The following is a 19,905-nucleotide window of genomic DNA, read 5'->3' as shown; positions in this document are numbered from 1 at the left end:
ACACAAAATAAAGTTTTACCTAGTTGATTTAGGCTTTGAGCCAATTAATAACTATTGTTTCTTTTAATAATTTTTAAGATTGTTATTATTCCTTAATTAAAACCTGATTAAATTTGTTTATTTTTGCTCGTTTATTAATTGTCTAGACAAAACAATTTAGATCAAACTTGATTCTATGGGCTAATTATTTAACATACTTTGCCAGTATAAATAAAGATTGTTAACTACTAGGTAATCTAGTTTTTATTTACAGAATTTGCAGCAAATTCAGAAATAGAATAAGCCCGAGGTGTTTCCTCTTGATAAGCGCGATCGCCTTTGACTAAAGTCCAACCTGCTTCTCGTAATTTTTGATAAGTTGCCCAACCTTTTGAACCTCCAGGGACTGGATAGTCTGGTACTGAATATTGAGAATATGAGGTATAAGGTCGCCAAGATTGATAGGCATATTCGCGTAAATGAAGAATTATTTTTGTGTTATTGTCCCGATTAAGAAGCCAACACATTTGACCTTTCATGATTAACTATTCCTTCGTTTTAGTATTCACAACCATCCTATTTACTTTTTAGAAGAACAATCTCTATCAAAAGTTATAACTAAATTAATTATGTAATTTTATCAATTAATTTGCATCAATAATTACTAAATAAAATTAATAATTGTTTTAATAGTTTCTATTTTTATTCAAGAACTTAAGTTTTACTCTTAAAATAAGCACTAAAAATCAGCCAAATATTCGGCTAAAATATATGTTTTTTAAGATTATTATTGGTTTAATTAAGAATATTAATATTTTTTTACAAACAAAAAATTTGGCTAGCTTTAAAACTTAGATGAAAATTTATAACTCTAGCAAGATTAATTAAATAAAAATCCTTGTCAAACTGCGTAGTTGAGTGCAGATAAATAACTACAAGTTTGAGAGGAAAAATTTATTTGATGAGCATTGCACCAAAATACTTCATCGCCGATCGCAAGAACTGGCATCGTCATCTAATTATTTATTTATTAACAATAATTATTAGTCTGGGTTTAGTTATTCTTAATCCCCCAACAGCAAAAGCTGAATCAGCATCATCAAAACAATTGGAATCAATTAAAGAAGTAACACCAGAAATTATTCTCGATCAAAATTCAATTCCATCGCCAACTCAACAAGCAAACTTTGTAACTACTGTTAGTAAAGCAGTTGAACCTGCCGTAGTTCAAGTTAATGTTTCTCGTGCTTTAGATGGTGTATTTTTACCTCCTTTCTTTGGTAGACAACCAGGAAATTTGCCTTCTCAACCAACTTTACGGGGACTGGGTTCTGGTTTTGTCATCGATCCTAACGGTCTAATTTTAACTAATGCTCATGTAGTCAACCAAGCTGATGAGGTGACAGTTTCGTTTCAAGATGGTCGTCTTTTGAATGGTGAAGTGTTAGGAAAAGATCCTGTTACTGATATAGCTGTAGTTAAGGTAGAAGCAACAGATTTACCTACTGTGAAAATTGGAGATAGCGATCGCGTGGAACAGGGACAATGGGCGATCGCAATTGGCAATCCTTTAGGTTTACAAGAAACGGTTACGGTAGGTGTGATCAGTGCTACTCATCGTTTCAGTCGTGATATCGGCATTGCAGATAAACGAATTGGTTTTCTGCAAACTGATGCAGCAATCAATCCAGGTAATTCGGGAGGTCCTTTACTCAATGCCCAAGGAGAAGTAATTGGTGTCAATACAGCCATTATTGGTGGCACTCAAGGACTTGGTTTTGCGATTCCTATTAATACGGCTCAAAATATTGCTCAACAATTGATTTCCACAGGAAAAGTAGAACATCCTTATATTGGGATTGAAATGGTTGCTTTAACTCCAGAAATCAAACATAGATTAAATCAAATTCCCAATCGTAAACAAAGAGTTAATCAAGATCATGGACTTCTCATTGTGACAGTTCAACCTGATTCCCCCGCATCAGCAGCAAGACTTCATGTCGGAGATGTGATTGTCGGAATTGATGGTCAATCTATTACAAAAGCTGACACCTTACAACAATTACTAGACCGCAATGGGGTTGGTCATAAAATGCAATTAGAGCTAGACCGAGAAGGCAAAAACGTGGCCATAGCTGTCATTCCTCAATCTTTACCGCTCGATCCCGCTTACCCTAGATAATTCTGCACATTCAGTAGAGGGAATTCATGAATTCCCCTATACAATTAAAGATTTTTCTGAGCTAATTGAGTGACAACCTTGAGAAAATTATTGAGATCTAAAGGTTTATTGAGATGAAGATCAAAACCTGCTGCTAGACTTTGTTGAGCATCAATTGAAGAAGTATAAGCACTTAAAGAGATCGCACTTAGATTTCCTCCTTGTTCGGCAGGTAGTTCTCTAACTCTTTGAATTAATTGATAGCCATCCATTTCTGGCATAACAATGTCACTGACTAAAATATCTGGATGGGATTTTTGAATAGCGGTTAAAGCATCACTTCCCGAAGCTGTAGCGATCGCTTCTGCTCCTTCATTTTTTAGTACACCAACTAGTAAGTTTCTAGAACTTTCATCATCATCTACCACTAAAACTTTGACCTGACTAAGATCCTTCAAAGAGCGAAACAAACTTCCCTCTGACTTTGATTGCTCACAACTATCAATCATGGGAAGAGTCACAATAAAAGTTGCACCTTGCCCAATACCATCACTGTGAGCAGTTACCGTACCTCCATGCAGTTCGACTAAGTGACGAACAATCGCTAGTCCCAATCCTAGTCCACCAACTACTCGACTAGTAACATTTTCCGCCTGACGAAAATAATCAAACACATAAGGTAAAAATTCTGGTTCAATTCCTTTGCCGTTATCTGTTACTTGAAGTTGCGCCGTGTTACCAATCTTCTTGAGAGTTATTTCTATCCTACCGCGATCGCTAGTAAATTTAACTGCATTAGATAATAAATTCCAAATCACTTGTTGTAAACGAGTAGGATCGCCGTAAACCAAACCTAGATCTGGCTCAAAATGAGTGATAATTTCAATCGATTTAGCTTGGGCTGCCAAATGCAAGTTTTCAAGGGCATAAGTGACAATTTTGCTCAAATTTACCTTTGATATTTCCAATTGCAGCTTGCCACGAACGATGCGAGAAAGATCTAAAATTTCTTCAATTAGTTGAGCTTGCAACATCGCGTTGCGGTGAATAATTTCTACTCCTTGCTCAATTTGAGTTTGATTAAGTGTCCCGCCACTAATAAGCTGTGACCATCCTACAATTGGATTCAAAGGAGTTCTTAGTTCGTGAGACAAAATTGCTAAAAATTCGTCTTTAGCACGATTAGCTGCTTGAGCTTCTGCCAACAATTTGACTTTTTCTTCCTCTGCTTGTTTGAGTTTGGTAATATCTCGCAGAGAAACAAGATAAGCAGTCGTCCCTTGCCAAAGAATTTGACTCACACGCATTTGGGCAACTAAAATATGTCCTTGAGTTTGAGGAATATCTACTTCTAAATAATCTCCATTAACTACAGGAAAACCGAATGACTCGCCAAGTAGCTGAGTGGATGATTTTTGTAAGAGTTGAAGTGCTGCGGGATTAACAAACTGAACAATTCCTTGTTCGTCAACTGCAATAATGCCATCGGCATTTTCAGTAATTAGCTTTTGTAGCTGTTGCTCACTTTCGTGAACACATTTTCTTAGTTGAACACAAAAATGAAATTGCTCTTGTAAAACTTGCTCAACCGCTAAAGGCAATTGCTTCATTTCTGCGCTAGTTAAATAATTACTAGCTCCTGCTTTAATCGCTGCTACTGCATCTGGTATTTTACCTTCCCCATTGATAATTAATACAGGTATGGTTAGCTTTTTTTCGACCCATAATCTTAATGCTTCTTTACTTGGCAATTGAGTCTGACAATCATCAACCAAAATCAAATCAAGATCACGACTTAAATGAGCAAGATAATCAGCTTGAGTGCTTACTTGATGCCAAATCAATTTAAATCCAGCTTTAATAAGTAAAGATGCGATCGCTTCTGCTGAGGAGTAAGAATCCTGTACGATTAAAATTTCTATCTTTGGTAAAGTAGATTTTGAAGTTAAATTTTGTGTTTCGCTTGATTTCATTTTAATTACTCCCTCCTCAAATTATTACGTTTCTTTAAATAAGTTGTTGAGGCGGTCTAATTCATCAGAATTTACTAAACTAGGATTTCCTGCCAAAATGCCTGTAATATTGCGAAAAGCTTGTCCTAGATGCATTCCCCGATCATCGATCAAAAACTCCCGAATATCTTTATCATGTTTAGAACCACGCATTTTTAATACAGCTAATCCTCGCCGAATTTCTCCATATACTTCTACGTAGCGCAATAACACAATCAAATCTGTATTAGTAGAAACATTTGATTCTGTAATCGACTCGCTACCAACTAAACTTGGAGTATTTGCTGTACAGAGACAGGTAATCCCTTTTTCTTTGATCATAGTATTAACAGTTAGCAAAAATTCCCGAAAAGCTTTGAGAGTCGAAACTTTTTCTAGTGCAGAAATACTATCAATTGCTATCCTTTGGGGTTGAAACTGTTCAATCTGTGTTCTCATTTTGACAAAATGAGATTCAAGACCAGTGATTTCTGGATAATAACAAACAATTTTGAGTTGGTTCTCTCTTTCCATCCGCTCAAAGTCGACACCCCAACCCAAAGCATTACCTAAAAGTTGATCTCGACTTTCTTCAAAGGCAAATAATAAACATTTTTCGCCGTTTTTCACGCCTCCTTTGATAAATTCTGTTGCCATCAGAGTTTTACCTGTACCAGTCGCACCCGACACCAAAATAATTGAACCCTCAAACCAACCACCTCCACACATAGCATCAAGTTCTTGATTGCCTGAAGTAATTCTGTTTCTTGAGGATTTGCGTTTTAATACGTCTGTAGAAAAGGGAATTACCACAATTCCTTGCTCAGGGACAATAGTAAAAGGAAACTCACCATGTTGATGAGATACACCCCGAAACTTCAGAATTTCAATCGTGCGACGACGTTTTTCTTCAACTAGAGAATTACGGAGAATAATGACATTATCGGCAACAAATTCTTCAATCCCATAACGACTAATCTCTCCATAATCAGCAGTACGTTCTGAGGTTAATACTGCCGTAATTTCCATTTCTCGAAGCAGTTGAGCTAGTTTAAACAAAACACTCCGAACTTGACCGATATTCGGCACATAACTAAAAATTGCTCCCAGAGAATCCATTGCTACTCTTTGAGCATTGACCCGTTCAATGGCATAAATAAAGCGAGTTATTAGAGGATCTAGTTCATATTCACCGCTCACCACAGGAAGATTACGGTCTTGAGGAGAAACATCAACAAAACTCCACTTACCTTCTTGCTCCCAAGCTTGAATATCCCAACCCAACCCGCGCATATTTTTACGCAACATTTTTGGTGATTCTTCAAAGCTTACAAAAACTCCGTTTTGCCCTCTTTTAATACCTTCGATTAAAAATTGACAGGCAAAAATTGTTTTACCACTGCCAGCAGTTCCCGTTACTAAACTTGTTCTTCCTTTCGGCAATCCCCCTTCCGAAAAAACATCAAAACCAGAAATTCCTGTTTCGATTTTTGCTAACACGTCGTGTTCTGGTGGTTGGTTCATGCCTCGCTCTCAATTGTGAATTGTAGATAATAATTGATTAGTTTTAGAGCATTAATTAATCAGATTGAGGGTATTTTAATTGAATATTAAGAGCAAAAGCAACGACCTCTCGATTAGCAAGGTCGCCAATAATTCGCTCTTGAGGCAAAGGAAACTCTTTGATTAGAGTAGGCGTAATTAAAATTTTTTTTTCTTCTGCAATTTCAGGATTTTTTAAAATATCGATAATTTCAATTTTGGTTTGTTCAGGCAATTGTTGCTGACAAAACTCTTGTAAATTAGCGATCGCTTTCCGAGTTCGAGCAGTATCTCCACTGACATATAGTTTTAATAAATATCTTATACACATTAAAAAAAAATTAAAACATCATTAATTAAATCGTTTAAGTATTTGATATTTGATTACTTCTCGAAACTTCGTTATTATAATTTTGGGCAAGATTAATTTTATTTAACCCAATATAATATTTACGATAGTAAGCTGCTAATTTACCCATCATTTCTAACAGTAAATAGCGTCCTTCTATGGTATAAGTCATAGCTTGTCGATGACCCAGAGTTGCTTGTTTTTGTTTTAAAATTGCGCTATGAACCTCAACTAAATCTCTGGGAGTAGCTTGAAGATATCCTAGTTGTTCGACTAAAACATCGATTTGACAAGCTATTTGATATTGCACTTGATAAAGTTTTTGTTCGACAAAGCGATCAAGCAAATCATGATAGTGTTCTTTTATCTCTGCTACGATGTCTGGCATTTTTTTATGCAGAGATTCTGAACTTAATAACTGCTCGTTTAAAAAATTTTCTAGTAAAGCTATTTCTTGGGCTGGTTGTTGCTTTTGCCATTCTTCAAATTTGGCTAGTTGAAGTTTACGCTCAATCGCAGTGCGAATTGCATAAATTAATAAATTTTGAGCCAAAACATTTTTAGGTAAATAGCCACAAGCTCCTAATTCTAAAACTTTAACAGCAACAATTTCATCTTCTATTGAAGTTAAAACAATAATTGGAACTTTAGAGTTTAAAGATTGCATTTCTCGGAGGGTATTAAGCCCACGACTATCTGGCAACATCAGATCGAGAATTACAACCTCAAATTCTGCTTGAGCAATTAGTTGTTTGCCTTCAGCTAAGGTTTCAGCCCGAGTTAAATTAAATCCACGTCGAAAAGACGCCGAACGAGCATTAGTCAATATTGTTTTTAGTTTTTCGAGATCTTCTGGTTCATCTTCTACCAATAAAACTCGACAGGGATGATTTAACATAAGAAAACTACAAATAAAGTATTGAAAGAAATAGTTTTAAACAAAATAACAAGTATATTAAATTTTAGAAAACAAACAATAGTACTATTAGAATAAAGTATGACAAGAACAATAGATGAGAAAACTTTTTATATTTTCTCATATGTGAAATACCATATTAATTTGATTTTATAATTAGGTAAAAATATTTGACTCTAACTAATTATAGATAATTGCTCAAAATCTTTTTTCAACAAATTAAAGTTGGGAAAATTTTAAATTTTTCATTAAGACAAACCCAAAAATATTACTGTTACTCAGCAAAAATAAGCAGTAAAATTAAGTTTGTTAACCCACTATAATAACTTTACTTTCTTCTGCCCTCTGCCTTGATGCGCTTCGCTTGCGTCCTTTGAGAAACGGCTGTATGCACGAGGTTTCCTCAAAAGCTTGTACGCCCCGTGAAACCTAAAAGGCGGTCGCATCGCTGCCTTACCTTACTAATAACATAACTATTCAACAGAACAGAATAAAATTTATAAGCGCAGCATCTGAATTTAAATTTTAATTAATATATATAATCAAGGAAATTTTAGAATGGCAAACAAATCGTGAAACTTGCTCCTTGTTGTAGCTGGCTTTGAGCAGTAATTGTGCCTTGATGACGTTCGATTATTTTACGACAAATTGCTAAACCTAAACCCGTACCTTTATATTTTCTATAACTTTGTAAACGATGAAAAGGAGCAAAAATTTTTTCTCTTGCTTCAGTTTCAAAACCGATTCCATTATCTTCGATCATAATTTGACACATTTGAGTATCTAATGGTGTTTGAGTAGTAAATAACTGATAAATCTTAATTTTTAGTTGTCGCTCCACAGCACGAAACTTAAGAGCATTTTCTAGTAAATTATGAAATAGTTGATATAATTGCAAGCGATCGCCATTAATCGTAGGTAATGTTCCTACTTCGATTTGTGCGTTAACTTGGGCAATTTCTGCCTCAAATTCCTCAATAACTTCTCGAACTACAGAATTAAGATCTACTAAAACAAATGGCTGTGCTTGAGTAGTGACACGAGCAAACGCCAATAAACCTCGAACGAGATTTTGCATTTTTTGGTTTAGCTGTGCCATGCTGTCTAGATATTCTTGTGCTTGCTCGTCTAAAATTTCACCATACTGAGCTAAAAGTAATTCTCTCAACATTCGCTGTTTGTGCAAAGGAGAAAGTAGATCGTGAGAAACTACATAGGCAAATTCTTCTAAAGCTTCATTACTTCGCTTCAATTCTTGAATCAAAGCGTTAAATTTTTCTTCTGCTTGTTTTTGGATTGTTACATCTTCACCAATACCAGCAATGCGGTAAACTTTGCCCGACTCATCTTGGATCACAAAAGTTCTAGTTCTAATCCAGTTAATTTGACGGAGTTCACAAGCCCTGCCGTTCGACGGCAGGGACGACCCCTCACGGGGAGACGCTTCCTCACCATCTGGAGCGATAACGCGGTATTCATAGGTTTGATCTCCTTGGTTCAATTGAGCTAAAGCTTGTTGGAAAATTGGGCGGTCATTAGGATGAACCATTGCTAGCCAAGATTCAGGATTTTCATATAAACTGCTACAAGACTGATGCAAAATTTTTTCATAGGCTGGACTAACATAGATGAGTTTGCCATCAGCAGAATAGAGAAAAAAGATGTCTTTAATATTTTCTGCGAGTTGACGAAAAAGTTCTTCAGTTGCTCTTAAATTTTCTTCGACCTCTTTAAGCTCAGTTATATCTCTTCCTACTGATTGATATTCCAAAAATTGTCCTTGTCGGTCAAAAATCATCCTGTTATTCCATTGTGTCCATCGCACTTTTCCTTTTGCCCAAACCCGATTTTCAATCATAACGCTGGGATGATCGATGTTCATAGACTCAACCAGTTGATCTACCCGTTGACGATCTGTTTCATAAATTACAGGAGTATATTTTTGATTAATTAAAGTATTTTTATCTAAACCAAAATAACGACAGTAGGCATCATTAGCAAATAACATGGTTGAATCTGGTAAGTAGCGACAGATCAATTCCGTTTGATCTTCTACGATCGCTCGATATCTTAATTCACTTTTTTGCAAAGCTTTTTCAGCCTGTTTGCGCTCACTAATATCTCTTCCTTCGGGAATCAATAAAATTACTGCACCTATTTCATCGATCACTGGACGTAGAGAAAAATCGATAGTAATGATTCGTTTGTTAGCACCTTGAAGATCTACTTCGTAACGAATAAATTCTCCTTGTCTAGCCAGTGCGATCGCACTTTGTAAATCTAATTGAGTTTGTTCAGAAATTTGCCACCAATAGGTTTGCCAAAAAGGTTTGCCCACTACTTCTGAGAGGCTAATGCCACCAAAATCCAAAATTGTCTGATTTGCTTCCAAAAGTGTACCATCAGGAGCAAGTAGACCAATAAACTGAAAAGTTTGATTAAAAATAGCGCGAAATCGCTTTTCAGTATCTAATAATGCTTGAGAAACCTGTTGTCGTTGGCGGTCCATTTCATTTAACTTTTTGGCACTCCACCAGACAATTACCCCAAAAAATACCATCTCCAATAAAATTCTCAGGGCAATAATTAATCTGACACTGTAAACATTTCCTTGTAACCACCACCAAAAAAACCAGCCCGAGAAGGGTGGAATAAGCAGCAAAATCGGGAATAACCAACGAGCCATCAACCCGCCAGCTTTTTCTGTAGCGATCTCTTTGATCCAGCCTCGTTCGGGGCAACTACCTAAAAAAGCAAAAGCTAGCAAAATAAAACCAAAGGCAGTGTGAATTGCCATTTCTGTCCCCGAGACGACTTCGTAAAATATAGTGATGTTGTAAGTATGACCAACTAAATTAACAGTCGCGATCGCTATTACCAAAACAATCAGTAATTGAGCAGTAAGATAGTATTTTTGAATTAAAAGTAAAAAAGCCAAATTAAACAAGAAAAAGTTCAAAGCCGTATAAGGTGTCATCCTTCCTCTTGTGATCAAATCCGTAGGATTGTCTGGTTCTGGAAACGCAAGCCAATCTGTACTTAAATCTAGATTGAAGCCATATTCACCCAAAGTTAGCAGGCTGAATAGAATTATCAAACTTGGTAACAAATACTGCCACAAACATAAAATTAAAGCATGATTGTTCCGAGAATGGCTTTGTTGTTGATGCCACAATAAAAGCAAAATACCTCCTAAGATAAAACCTAGAGCAGTACTAACTTTCATGGTCACGTGTTGAGGAAAAATACTTTTAAAAATAGTTAGATCAAACACCCAGCCTAAAATACCAGCACAACCCAAGCAAATCACAAGAAGACTGGTGACAATAGCAGCAAACTTGAGTTGACTCGCAAAATTTTGCCTTGACGATGATTGAAGGGGTGAACTAGCATGATTAGTCATCTTAGTTTAAAGTAGCTCGCTTGATCAGTGACCAGTAGGGGCAATTCATGAATTGCCCCTACACCAGTGACCAGTTATCAGTTATAAAGTAACAATTAATAAAAACCAGTATCTTATCTTAGAGTACGGATCAGCACTTTAAATAAAATTTCCCCAATTTCAGGCCCTTCGCTTCTGTCAGGGCTTCGCTCGTTTTCCTAATTCTCGATCAGACAAAGTATTTAACTATTTAATCAAACTCGGTCTTAGAGTGTACTTCATAGAGCGTGAGAACTGCTATAAATTCTGCACCCTGGAAAGGCTTTCTGGTCTGACTTTTCTTCTAATGTATAAAGTCTTTACAATAAAGGAAACATTAAAAAGAGTATGGCTTAGAAAAATTTATCTTCTAATTAATATGAATCAACCAGTAAATGGTAAGAAAAAATTAATCATCTGCTTGGGTCGCGCTTGTCGAAAATATCATTCCCAATCAGTTTGGGATGCTTTTAAATCTAATTTGGATTGCGAAGTAGAATTAATTCCAATTAGTTGTTTAGGACAATGTGGCAACGGCCCAATGATCTTAGTTGAACCTGAACAAATTTGGTATTGGCAAGTTAGTCCTGATGAAGTTCCTTTAATTATTAAGCAGCATTTACAAGAACAACATCCAATCAAAGAGATGCTTTATCCAAAATTTCACAAAGCTCATACCAGCCACTTCTAGATTTTAGGGCTGTTTCCTTTTCGTAAAAGAGCAATGGGGTTTTAGAAGAAATTTTTCAGACAAATTATCTGGATATTTTCTCAAGCTAATTTCTGTCTATCTCCCCATTAACCCAACTTTCTTGATTGTGATTTTTAGCTATAGCCTTTCTCGCTCTTGGTGAGGTACACCATTACCAGTTACTAATTAGTAATTACTAATTACTAATTATGAGGGATGAACAATCAACTCCGATGATGACGCGTCATCATCAGCCGAAGGCGCGCGAAACCACCAACGCTCAACCAGGAAAATGAACTGTATCTCATTAATCTGAGAACCGCTATATAACAGTTTTAATTTTTTAATTCTTGTTACATTTTTCGTTGAAATTCTTCTAACAAATCTAACAAATGTACCTGGGATTGCATTGGTAAAAGATCGAGTAAAGGAACTTCTGTTTTACCACCACCTAGTTTGACAGGAATAGCTTTGAGAATATCCAAAACGGCATTTTCACTCAGTTGATCGTTTTCAATTAAAGTAAAAACCCGTTCTGCTACTACAGTATGTAAATGAGCATCAGCTAGATAAAGATGCCATTTAGCCACATCAATGTAGATATTTTCGCCAATTTCGGCAGCTAAAGTTTCAATTGCTTCGGTTGTATTAGCCATTTGTTTCCACTGAATAGTCTGCAATCGCTGTAAGATAAATTAAGTGAAGTAATAAGATTGCTAACCAGACACAACTTACCCAAGTTAGCCAAGACCAAGTAGTATGTTTAAAATTATGGACAAACCATAAACCGGAATTAATCGCAGCATAAACAGCAACATGAACAGCAAAATTCATGCGGTCATCTAATTTTCGATAAGCAGGGTCTTTACGGTCTGGTTTTCTAGGCCAACGAGGAGGCATAATTAGTTAAAAATTCAAAAATTTATTAAGTTATCAAGACAAATCAAACTAATTCTAATTGTAAAGGTTTATCTAGGCTTTGGGATCGCAAGATAGTCTCCTGATTTTCCTCCTGTTTTACTGACAAGACTAATTGATTCTATAACCATGCCTTTTTCCAAAGCTTTTGCCATATCATAAAGAGTTAAGGCTGCTACCGAAACCGCAGTCAAGGCTTCCATTTCCACACCTGTTTCTGCTTTAGTAGTCACTGTAGCAAGAATCTGATAACCAGGTAATTCTTGATCGGGAATAATTTGTACTTCAATCTGATGTAAAGGGAGAGGATGACACAAAGGAATTAAATTGGCTGTTTGTTTAGCTGCCATAATCCCTGCTAGTTTGGCTGTACCTAAAACATCTCCTTTGGGTGTATTGCCTACTTCAATTGCTGCAAAAGTTGCTGAAGACATTTTGATCTTCCCTGCTGCTACTGCTTGACGACGAGTAGGTTGTTTGCCTGAAACGTCGACCATTTGAGCCTCTCCACTTTCGTTCAGATGGGAAAGCTGTTGATTTTGAGATGTTTCTTGCATAATTAAATTTGCTTGTGCTATTATCAAATACTGTTGAGTAAATTTAGCAGATTGCTAATTAACCACTCAAGGGCGTGTAGCTCAGTGGACTAGAGCACGTGGCTACGGACCACGGTGTCAGGGGTTCGAATCCCTTCTCGCCCGTTAGATGTAACGCTTTATGATCGGGAGTTCTCGCCCTAACACCATGTTTCCTTGGTCAAAGTTCCCTCAATTACCTTCACTCTACTCCTACCTAAAAACTCAAATCAAGCTACTTCTTCAACTCTTTAAATTCATCAAGACGCTCTAATTGATTTACCAATCAATCCACCCATTTTAAAAGAATACTTTCGTGGAGTAGAAAAATGCGACCGCAATTGACAAGATTTACTATCTCATGTTCTGATCCGCCGTACTCGCAATCAAATTATTCGTTTCTATGGCCAGAATGCCGAAACCCACCAGAAAGTAATCGAGTCAGGTAATGATTATCGAAATTACCAAACAGGGAAACGCAAAGCCTATGTCTTAGTTGGCTCTCAACATCGCTCCTTTCCCAAACGAAAATTAGAAACCATAGAATACAGTTTTTGATAAAAAGAGAGCAATCTATTTATACTACAAAAATATTGCAAAAATGCTTTTGACTTGATATACTACAAAAGTAATCTCAAGGCAGTGGTAATTTAGCAGCCTAGAACGCCTTATATCTTTGTTCATAACGGACATCCAACCTTCGGTTGCCCTGCGGGAAACAAGCGGGTAAACCAAGTTCACCCGACGTGTCCTCCCTTATCCCTTTGAGGTCGAAGAATAAGGGTTATCGCCTTCCAAGGCGAGAGACACAGCTGCAAGTCCCGTCCACTGCTCCAAATTAAACAAGATTACTATAAATACAAGCGTCGGTAGCCAAGTGGTAAGGCAGCATTTCCTTGTTCGTATCTTATCCCTCTGGGGTCGAAGAATGAGGGTTATCGATTACTCCATTAGCAGTCGGCGATCGCAGGTTCGATTCCTGCCCGACGCACCAATATATATAAAAGTAATAGGTAATAAGTGAAAACTTAGTTCTAATCTCTAATTATCTATTTTTATCTCTCATTACTTTTGTCAATTTGTCTCACAAGCGACGGTAGCTCAGTTGGTAGAGCAGCATTATCCTTGTTCATAAACTTATCCCTTTGGGGTCGAAGAATGAGGGTTATCGATTAGGGATCGGCGTGTCGTAGGTTCGAGTCCTACCCGTTGCACCAAATTATAAAAACAAGCGTTGGTAGCTCAGTATCAACATCTTTATTCGTATTTTATCCTCTGGGGTCGAAGAGTGAAGGTTATCGGTAAGAGCAACTAGATCGTAATCTAGATTGTCGTGAGTTCAAATCCCACCCAACGCACCAATAATTTTTAAAAACTTCTCTTACTCTTGGGGCGGTACTTTGTCGATGGTTACTCAACCATTGACAAAGAAAAATCTTTGTTCATAATCTTATCCCAATGGGGTCGAAGAACGAGGGTTATCGTTGGCTTACATAGGTTCGATTCCTATACCGCCCCCTGGTGAGGTTAATCAAAAATAACCAAACCAATTTTAAATCAGTGAATAGCGAACAAGCTGACAATAATCACTGTTAACTGATTACTGTTTACTGATAACTGTTAATAACTTTGCCCGTAAGGGCTGGAGGTAATAAAATGAATTACCGCTTTTTTACTAATAAATCCCAAAATACACCTCAAAATCAACCAATTCCAGGACGAGAAGCAGAAATGATCCAAGGACGTTCTGGTGGTTATATGTTTGATGCTGGGATCTGGCAGATGTTACGCCGTTGTCTGTTGATTGGTACGGCACAAAGTACCTATTATGCAGATAAAAAAGAATTAACTCAAGACTTTATTGGAGTTATTAAACAGGCAGTAGCGGAAGATCCTCATCGAGTTGCTGAAGAAATTCTCTATGCTTCTGATGGACGTTCAATTAATAACAGCGCGCCTATCTTAGCTTTAGTATTGCTATCGATGGGAGAAACACCCGCAGCCAAAAAAGCTTTCTTAGAAATCTTTCCTCAAGTAGTACGTACTGGTAACCATTTCTATGAATGGTTGAACTATACTAAGTCGATCCGAGGTTTTGGTAAGGTAATTCGGGAAGCTGGTACAGCTTGGTTATCTAGAGAAGATGTCAGAGCTTTAGCCTATCAATTACTAAAATACCAACAACGTCATGGCTTCCAACACCGAGATGCCTTGAGACTATTTCATGTTAAACCACCTACAGTAGATCACGATCGCTTGTTTAAATGGGCGGTTAGTGGTTGGGAAGGATTACCAGAATATAATCCCGATGATACTTTAACTCAAATCTGGTGGTATGAATGGTTGAAACGTCATCCCGAACAAACCCATGAAGCTATTACTCAAGGTAGACTTACTCATGAAATGTGTGCGCCTGTGGGCAAGATGGATCAAGCTGCATGGCAGTTGTTGTTTAACGAAATGCCTATCGGTGCAATGCTGCGAAATTTAGGTTCTCTAACTCAGTTAGATGTGTTGCGTGCTGATAGTCGGGAGAATTTAGACCGCCTTGAAGCAGTTTTAAATAATAAAAACCATCTGCGTCGCGGACGTATTCATCCTATCGATGTCCTCAAAGCCTTAAAAACTTACAAATCTGGGGGAAAAGTAGGACGTAGCCAAAAAACTTGGACTCCTGTACCTCGGATTGTGGATATCTTAGAAAAAGCTTTGGAATTGGCTTTTGATGTAGTCGAACCTACGAATAAAGTCTTTCTCCATGCTGTTGATATTTCTGGTTCGATGTCTTGCGGTGTAGTTGGTTCAGTTGGTTTAACCTGCTGCGAAATTGCTGCTACTATGGCATTGGTTACGGCAAAAGCAGAGAAAAACTATGAGATACGTGGTTTTTCTACTAAATTTATTGATCTAGGGATTTCTCGACGAGATTCTTTTAGTTCTGCTCTTAAAAAAGCGAGTAACAATAATTTTGGGGCGACAGATGCTTCGGTTGCCTATGATTGGGCGATTAAAAATAGATTCAAAGCAGATGTGATTTGTTTTTGGACAGACAATGAAAGTTGGGCAGGAAGAAAACATCCTTCTGTAGCGTTGAAGGAGTATCGCGAGAAAGTAAATCCTAATGTCAAGGCAGTTTACGTAACCCTTACTCCTTATCAAATCAGTTTAGTAGACCCCAAAGACAAAAATTCTTGGGATTTGGCTGGTTTCGATCCTGGTGTTCCTCGTTTAATTCAAATGTTGGCAAATGGTGAATTGTAAAATTGTCTTCCAGACACTTGAGGCTAGGGCAATTTTAGACTGCAATAAGCAGATATTGAGCTAAAAATCTCCCTATCTCCTTCTCTCCCCATTTATCTTTGACGAACAGGAAATAGTCCTAAGCAATTTTAGGGGCGTTTTTAATAGCGTCCCTTTTTAATTTCGTTAACCTAAATCTACCCAAAAGAAGATATCCTAAACTTTGGGAAATATGAACCAAAAGGTTGATAAAGCGGTGCTAGACCTCAAACAAATCAGAGAAAATTCAGACCAAATCCAAGAATTACTTAATCGTCGTAGTGCAGGAGAATACGACCTCCAACCTATTTTACAATTAGACCAACAACAGAGGGAATTAGAAACTAATCGCAGTCAACTCAGTGCTAGAAGTAACGAAATTGGTAAGTTGATTGGACAAAAAATTCGAGGTGGTAGCGATCCCAATGGTGCAGAGATTAATAGCTTAAAAGAAGAAGGAAACGAGCTTAAAATTAAACTAGCCGAATTAGAACCTCAAGAAAAAGATTTAAAAGCCCAAATAGAAACTCTTTTATTCCAATTACCCAATTTACCGAGTGAATCTACCCCGATTGGTAAAAATGAAACAGAAAATGTCGAAATTCGACGCTGGGGCGATGAATATATCCCTAATAATCCCGATATCTTGCCTCATTGGGAAATTGGCGAACGATTAGGTATTTTAGAATTTACTCGTTCGGTTAAAGTTGCTCAAAGTCGCTTTGTTAATTTAATCGGTGCTGGTGCAGCTTTGGAAAGGGCTTTAATTAACTTTATGTTAGACCGCCAAATTGAAGCTGGTTACACTGAAGTAATGCCCCCCATTTTAGTTAATAGCGATTCTTTAACTGGTACGGGACAGTTACCTAAATTTGCCGAAGAAAGTTTTAAATGTCAAGAGGATGACCTTTGGTTAATTCCTACTGCCGAAGTACCTGTAACGAATTTGTATCGTGGCGAAATTATTGAAGCCTCTCAATTACCAATTTATCACTGTGCTTATACTCCCTGTTTTCGTCGCGAAGCTGGCAGTTATGGCAAGGATACTAGAGGTTTGATTCGATTACATCAGTTCAATAAGGTAGAGTTGGTTAAAATTGTTCATCCTGAGACTTCAGAAGCAGAACATCAAGCTTTGGTTAACAATGCCGAAGCAATTTTACAAGCTTTAAAGTTACCCTATCGCGTGATTGAATTGTGTACGGGAGATTTGGGTTTTGGTGCAGCCAAATGTTATGACATCGAAGTGTGGTTACCTTCAGGAGAAACTTATCGGGAAATTTCTAGCTGTTCCAATTTTAAGGATTTTCAAGCCAGAAGAGCAAATATTCGTTTTAAAGAAGCTGGTAAGAAGGGAACACAATTTGTCCACACTCTCAATGGTTCGGGTTTAGCTGTAGGGAGAACAATGGCTGCTGTTTTAGAAAATTATCAACAAGCAGATGGCACAATTGCAGTTCCTGAAGTTTTACAACCTTATCTAAAACGAGAAGTGCTTTAAATAATAAAAAACAGGGCGTACAAGGTTTCGAGTTTACCTCGAAACACAGCCTCTCCAATTTATAAATTGTTCCTACCACAGTATTAATAAATTTATTACTATTTATCAAAAAGCGATCGCTACTTTAAATTGAAGTTAGATTTAATGATAGTTATTGATGTTACAAATTTGCTAATCTGACTAAACATGGATTAAAAATTGCTTCTAACAATAAGTTGTTTTTGAGCAAAATCAAGATCTTTGACTCGTAATTGTAGACATTCAGTTTGTCGCAATCCAGTACCATAAAGCAATTTAACCACAAGTTGATAAACGCCCGATAAATTATTGATAATAGATAGAACTTCCTCTTTCGTTAAGACAGTTGGCAGATATTTACTTCTCTTAGCTCGTACTGCGTCAACTTGTAAATCTAATTCTTGCTTGAGAACTTCCTTATACAAAAATAAAATCGCATTTAATGCCTGATTCTGAGTAGATGCAGCTACATTTTCCTCTACGGCTAAGTGAGTGAGAAATTCTTCAATTTCTCTTCCACTCATTTCTCTAGGATGCCGTTTATTATGAAATAAGATTGCGCCTACATTTACCTTTTGATCTTTTGAGTGATTGTGACTTGAGCCTTGCCAATACGCTGAAGTTGCCAATGTTTGAAATAGAAGGCAAGCATCTTGTTAAACGAGTGACACTGATTGCTAAAGATGGGAAAATTGTCAAAGTCTTCTATCCAGTTTTTCCACCCGATAGAAACGCCGATGAAGTTATTGATTGGCTTCAAGAACACGCCGTATAACAACGCCCATGCACGCCGACCGCCGAAATTTAATCGGTCATGATGCACAGGTTATCTACGGCGGGTGAGCGGGAACGTTAACAATTTTAAATACCTCGTAATAATCGATGTTCGCTTAAGTCTTAAGAGCGATCGCTTGTTGGAGTAATTTGAGTTTTTATGGCGATCGTTTTTAAATACTGTTCTAAAGTATGATCGCGTCTTTTAATTGGATGCTCACCTTAACCAAAACTTATGGCAAAACTAAGATATCTCGCTCAAACTGCGATCTCTATTTTTTTATTTCTCTAGCAAAACTATTTTCAACTTGCTTTAATATTGTCGTTGTCCAAACTCTCTACTCCGTCCTTAATCCACTGACGCAAAAGCTTGAGTCTTTTTTGCTTTGGTAGAGACATCACCGTATCGTAAATTTCTTGTTCTACTCTAAGCTGAAGGGGTTTTTTACTTAGTGCTTTCTCTCCTTCAGGCTCAAATGGAGTTAAATTTTCTATGTTGTATTTTTTGCTCACAATTTTTAACCTGTTTGAACACTAAATATTGTTGTCCAGAGCTACTTCTAAAAGTATTAAGTTACATAAATAAAAACAATTTTCACTTGTATACGAGTGAGAATTGCTGTATTGTTTATTTGAAGACGGTTGCCAGTCGGACAAACTTCAACCGTCGAGTCTCATTCACATTCACAAAAATATGGCGAGCTTACCCATAAATATAAAACAAGATAAATCCACTTGCCAAGAACTAAAGATAAATTCAACCTCAAACAGACAACTACAGAGCCAAACAACCTTACAACCAGAACAACGAGTCTATCTCTACGGAGACACCCAATTTAGTGGAACACTTATTCGTCCAGTAGAGCGCACCTATCCACCTAGATGGTCGGTAGAATTAGATCGAGGTGGCTACGATTGCCCTATCATCAACGATATTACTCCCCTGATACAGTATCAAATTGAATCAAATACAGAAGAAATACCTTTTTGCGATTCACCCGAACCAACTAGAACCGAACTAGAAAGAGAAATCATCGCCCTGAAAAAAGAAAACGCTCGACTCAGACAAGAAAACGAGCAACTTACAGAAGAATTAAACAAAGCCAAAAACATCATTCGTCGTGCCAGAGATATATCTCCTATCGTGCGTCAATCATTCAAAAGAGTTATCAGACTTGCCCATCAAGCTTGCATGGATGTACAGCGTACTGTCGGAGGCTGGCTCTTAAAAATGGGTGACAAAGCGCGTAAATTCCGCCGTTTAGTCGATATTTGGGATGTTTTATCCCAAGACAATTGGTATCTAGATGAGATATTTCCACCAGATAAACTAATACCTCTAGATCAAATTCAACCACCTCGCCCCAGAAAAAAACCAATTCCAGCAGAAAAACTAACCCTGCCGATTCTACGTTCTGAAGAAGTAATCAGGAGGCGTGAAATGGGTTTGCCGAAACTGACAGTTCGAGATGAATTTTGTTCGGTAATAGATTGAGGAAGGGCGAACATTTATATATATACAGAGAAATTGGAATTTGGTTAAAGTAGTTATCAACTAGTAGGTTGGGTTGCGCTTGACTTAACCCAACATCATTAAATCTTGACAATAAAAGCGATCGCTTTCAGGATAAATTCTAGGTTAATGCATCAATAAAAATAAATTATCTATTTAGTTGACATCTTCTTATTCTACGAATTAAATAAATTTCTTACCTAGAAAACAATTATTATTAAATTTAGCTTTAATAGCTTTGTTGACTGGAAAATATGGCAAATAACTTAGCTTAAAT

Annotated in this window: 16 protein-coding genes, 4 tRNA genes and 1 pseudogene; 10 read left to right on the top strand and 11 right to left on the bottom strand. The window is 37.1% G+C overall.

Annotation, left to right across the window (positions count from 1 at the left end):
• Positions 1-236: 236 nt before the first annotated feature.
• A complete protein-coding gene (locus STA7437_RS09735; protein WP_015193214.1) occupies positions 237-518 on the bottom strand; it encodes a hypothetical protein in 282 nt (93 codons plus the stop codon).
• Between the two features lie 422 nt (positions 519-940).
• Here STA7437_RS09735 and STA7437_RS09730 point away from each other — a divergent pair, with 422 nt between their 5' ends.
• Complete coding sequence (locus STA7437_RS09730; RefSeq protein ID WP_015193213.1) at positions 941-2,161, top strand: HhoA/HhoB/HtrA family serine endopeptidase; 1,221 nt, start codon at positions 941-943, stop codon at positions 2,159-2,161.
• Between the two features lie 44 nt (positions 2,162-2,205).
• Here the strand turns inward: STA7437_RS09730 and STA7437_RS09725 are convergent, their stop codons facing one another.
• The 5 genes from STA7437_RS09725 to STA7437_RS24830 all read right to left on the bottom strand — a co-directional run bounded on the left by STA7437_RS09725 (position 2,206) and on the right by STA7437_RS24830 (position 10,341).
• Complete coding sequence (locus STA7437_RS09725; protein ID WP_015193212.1) at positions 2,206-4,113, bottom strand: ATP-binding protein; 1,908 nt, start codon at positions 4,111-4,113, stop codon at positions 2,206-2,208.
• A 24-nt stretch (positions 4,114-4,137) separates the two neighbouring features.
• Positions 4,138-5,655, bottom strand: coding sequence for a circadian clock protein KaiC (gene kaiC, locus STA7437_RS09720; protein ID WP_015193211.1), 1,518 nt, complete (start codon positions 5,653-5,655; stop codon positions 4,138-4,140).
• Between the two features lie 55 nt (positions 5,656-5,710).
• The gene (locus STA7437_RS09715; protein ID WP_015193210.1) at positions 5,711-6,004 is read right to left on the bottom strand and encodes a circadian clock KaiB family protein; all 294 of its coding nucleotides are present in this window, start codon (positions 6,002-6,004) and stop codon (positions 5,711-5,713) included.
• A 34-nt stretch (positions 6,005-6,038) separates the two neighbouring features.
• Complete coding sequence (locus tag STA7437_RS09710) at positions 6,039-6,920, bottom strand: response regulator (protein ID WP_015193209.1); 882 nt, start codon at positions 6,918-6,920, stop codon at positions 6,039-6,041.
• 571 nt (positions 6,921-7,491) lie between these two features.
• Positions 7,492-10,341 carry a PAS domain-containing sensor histidine kinase gene (locus tag STA7437_RS24830; protein WP_015193208.1) on the bottom strand — a complete coding sequence of 950 codons (2,850 nt, stop codon included), beginning with the start codon at positions 10,339-10,341 and terminating at the stop codon, positions 7,492-7,494.
• Between the two features lie 397 nt (positions 10,342-10,738).
• Between STA7437_RS24830 and STA7437_RS09700 the strand changes: the two genes are divergently transcribed.
• Positions 10,739-11,050 carry a (2Fe-2S) ferredoxin domain-containing protein gene (locus STA7437_RS09700; RefSeq protein ID WP_015193207.1) on the top strand — a complete coding sequence of 104 codons (312 nt, stop codon included), beginning with the start codon at positions 10,739-10,741 and terminating at the stop codon, positions 11,048-11,050.
• 353 nt (positions 11,051-11,403) lie between these two features.
• On the opposite strand, the gene STA7437_RS09695 is transcribed toward STA7437_RS09700, so the two are convergent.
• The 3 genes from STA7437_RS09695 to moaC form a co-directional block, all read right to left on the bottom strand.
• The gene (locus STA7437_RS09695) at positions 11,404-11,706 is read right to left on the bottom strand and encodes a DUF3181 family protein (protein WP_015193206.1); all 303 of its coding nucleotides are present in this window, start codon (positions 11,704-11,706) and stop codon (positions 11,404-11,406) included.
• The gene (locus STA7437_RS09690; protein ID WP_015193205.1) at positions 11,699-11,950 is read right to left on the bottom strand and encodes a 2TM domain-containing protein; all 252 of its coding nucleotides are present in this window, start codon (positions 11,948-11,950) and stop codon (positions 11,699-11,701) included. The genes STA7437_RS09695 and STA7437_RS09690 overlap by 8 nt, the downstream gene beginning before the upstream one ends.
• Positions 11,951-12,018: 68 nt before the next feature.
• A complete protein-coding gene (moaC, locus tag STA7437_RS09685) occupies positions 12,019-12,525 on the bottom strand; it encodes a cyclic pyranopterin monophosphate synthase MoaC (RefSeq protein ID WP_015193204.1) in 507 nt (168 codons plus the stop codon).
• Positions 12,526-12,595: 70 nt separating this feature from the next.
• Here moaC and STA7437_RS09680 point away from each other — a divergent pair.
• From STA7437_RS09680 to serS, 6 genes are all read left to right on the top strand, one after another.
• Positions 12,596-12,669, top strand: a tRNA-Arg gene (locus tag STA7437_RS09680).
• A 737-nt stretch (positions 12,670-13,406) separates the two neighbouring features.
• A tRNA-OTHER gene (locus STA7437_RS26140) sits at positions 13,407-13,537 on the top strand.
• Between the two features lie 96 nt (positions 13,538-13,633).
• A tRNA-OTHER gene (locus STA7437_RS26135) sits at positions 13,634-13,760 on the top strand.
• 14 nt (positions 13,761-13,774) lie between these two features.
• Positions 13,775-13,904, top strand: a tRNA-OTHER gene (locus STA7437_RS26130).
• Positions 13,905-14,199: 295 nt separating this feature from the next.
• The gene (locus tag STA7437_RS09675) at positions 14,200-15,804 is read left to right on the top strand and encodes a TROVE domain-containing protein (RefSeq protein ID WP_015193203.1); all 1,605 of its coding nucleotides are present in this window, start codon (positions 14,200-14,202) and stop codon (positions 15,802-15,804) included.
• 235 nt (positions 15,805-16,039) lie between these two features.
• A complete protein-coding gene (serS, locus tag STA7437_RS09670) occupies positions 16,040-17,323 on the top strand; it encodes a serine--tRNA ligase (protein ID WP_041619922.1) in 1,284 nt (427 codons plus the stop codon).
• Between the two features lie 191 nt (positions 17,324-17,514).
• Here the strand turns inward: serS and STA7437_RS09665 are convergent, their stop codons facing one another.
• A complete protein-coding gene (locus STA7437_RS09665) occupies positions 17,515-17,865 on the bottom strand; it encodes a phage integrase N-terminal SAM-like domain-containing protein (protein ID WP_083856854.1) in 351 nt (116 codons plus the stop codon).
• A 35-nt stretch (positions 17,866-17,900) separates the two neighbouring features.
• Between STA7437_RS09665 and STA7437_RS09660 the strand changes: the two are divergent.
• Positions 17,901-18,116 (top strand): annotated as a pseudogene (locus STA7437_RS09660) (redoxin family protein); the annotation flags it as partial.
• 302 nt (positions 18,117-18,418) lie between these two features.
• Here the strand turns inward: STA7437_RS09660 and STA7437_RS09655 are convergent.
• Entirely contained in the window at positions 18,419-18,628 is a 210-nt protein-coding gene (locus STA7437_RS09655; RefSeq protein WP_015193201.1) for a hypothetical protein, read from the bottom strand.
• 181 nt (positions 18,629-18,809) lie between these two features.
• Here STA7437_RS09655 and STA7437_RS09650 point away from each other — a divergent pair, with 181 nt between their 5' ends.
• A complete protein-coding gene (locus STA7437_RS09650; protein ID WP_150109052.1) occupies positions 18,810-19,610 on the top strand; it encodes a septum formation initiator family protein in 801 nt (266 codons plus the stop codon).
• The last annotated feature ends 295 nt before the right edge of the window (positions 19,611-19,905 follow it).

It is taken from the genome of Stanieria cyanosphaera PCC 7437 (assembly GCF_000317575.1).
Classification (GTDB): Bacteria; Cyanobacteriota; Cyanobacteriia; order Cyanobacteriales; family Xenococcaceae; genus Stanieria; species Stanieria cyanosphaera.
Note: the sequence above shows the minus strand (reverse complement) of the source record. Positions and strands in the feature narration are given on the sequence as shown.

Excerpts from the sequence above, each read along its gene's own strand:
- STA7437_RS09735 (WP_015193214.1), bottom strand. The coding sequence starts at position 518 with ATGAAAGGTCAAATGTGTTGGCTTCTTAATCGGGACAATAACACAAAA.
- STA7437_RS09730 (WP_015193213.1), top strand. The coding sequence starts at position 941 with ATGAGCATTGCACCAAAATACTTCATCGCCGATCGCAAGAACTGGCAT.
- STA7437_RS09725 (WP_015193212.1), bottom strand. The coding sequence starts at position 4,113 with ATGAAATCAAGCGAAACACAAAATTTAACTTCAAAATCTACTTTACCA.
- kaiC (WP_015193211.1), bottom strand. The coding sequence starts at position 5,655 with ATGAACCAACCACCAGAACACGACGTGTTAGCAAAAATCGAAACAGGA.
- STA7437_RS09715 (WP_015193210.1), bottom strand. The coding sequence starts at position 6,004 with ATGTGTATAAGATATTTATTAAAACTATATGTCAGTGGAGATACTGCT.
- STA7437_RS09710 (WP_015193209.1), bottom strand. The coding sequence starts at position 6,920 with ATGTTAAATCATCCCTGTCGAGTTTTATTGGTAGAAGATGAACCAGAA.
- STA7437_RS24830 (WP_015193208.1), bottom strand. The coding sequence starts at position 10,341 with ATGACTAATCATGCTAGTTCACCCCTTCAATCATCGTCAAGGCAAAAT.
- STA7437_RS09700 (WP_015193207.1), top strand. The coding sequence starts at position 10,739 with ATGAATCAACCAGTAAATGGTAAGAAAAAATTAATCATCTGCTTGGGT.
- STA7437_RS09695 (WP_015193206.1), bottom strand. The coding sequence starts at position 11,706 with ATGGCTAATACAACCGAAGCAATTGAAACTTTAGCTGCCGAAATTGGC.
- STA7437_RS09690 (WP_015193205.1), bottom strand. The coding sequence starts at position 11,950 with ATGCCTCCTCGTTGGCCTAGAAAACCAGACCGTAAAGACCCTGCTTAT.
- moaC (WP_015193204.1), bottom strand. The coding sequence starts at position 12,525 with ATGCAAGAAACATCTCAAAATCAACAGCTTTCCCATCTGAACGAAAGT.
- STA7437_RS09675 (WP_015193203.1), top strand. The coding sequence starts at position 14,200 with ATGAATTACCGCTTTTTTACTAATAAATCCCAAAATACACCTCAAAAT.
- STA7437_RS09665 (WP_083856854.1), bottom strand. The coding sequence starts at position 17,865 with ATGAGTGGAAGAGAAATTGAAGAATTTCTCACTCACTTAGCCGTAGAG.
- STA7437_RS09650 (WP_150109052.1), top strand. The coding sequence starts at position 18,810 with ATGGCGAGCTTACCCATAAATATAAAACAAGATAAATCCACTTGCCAA.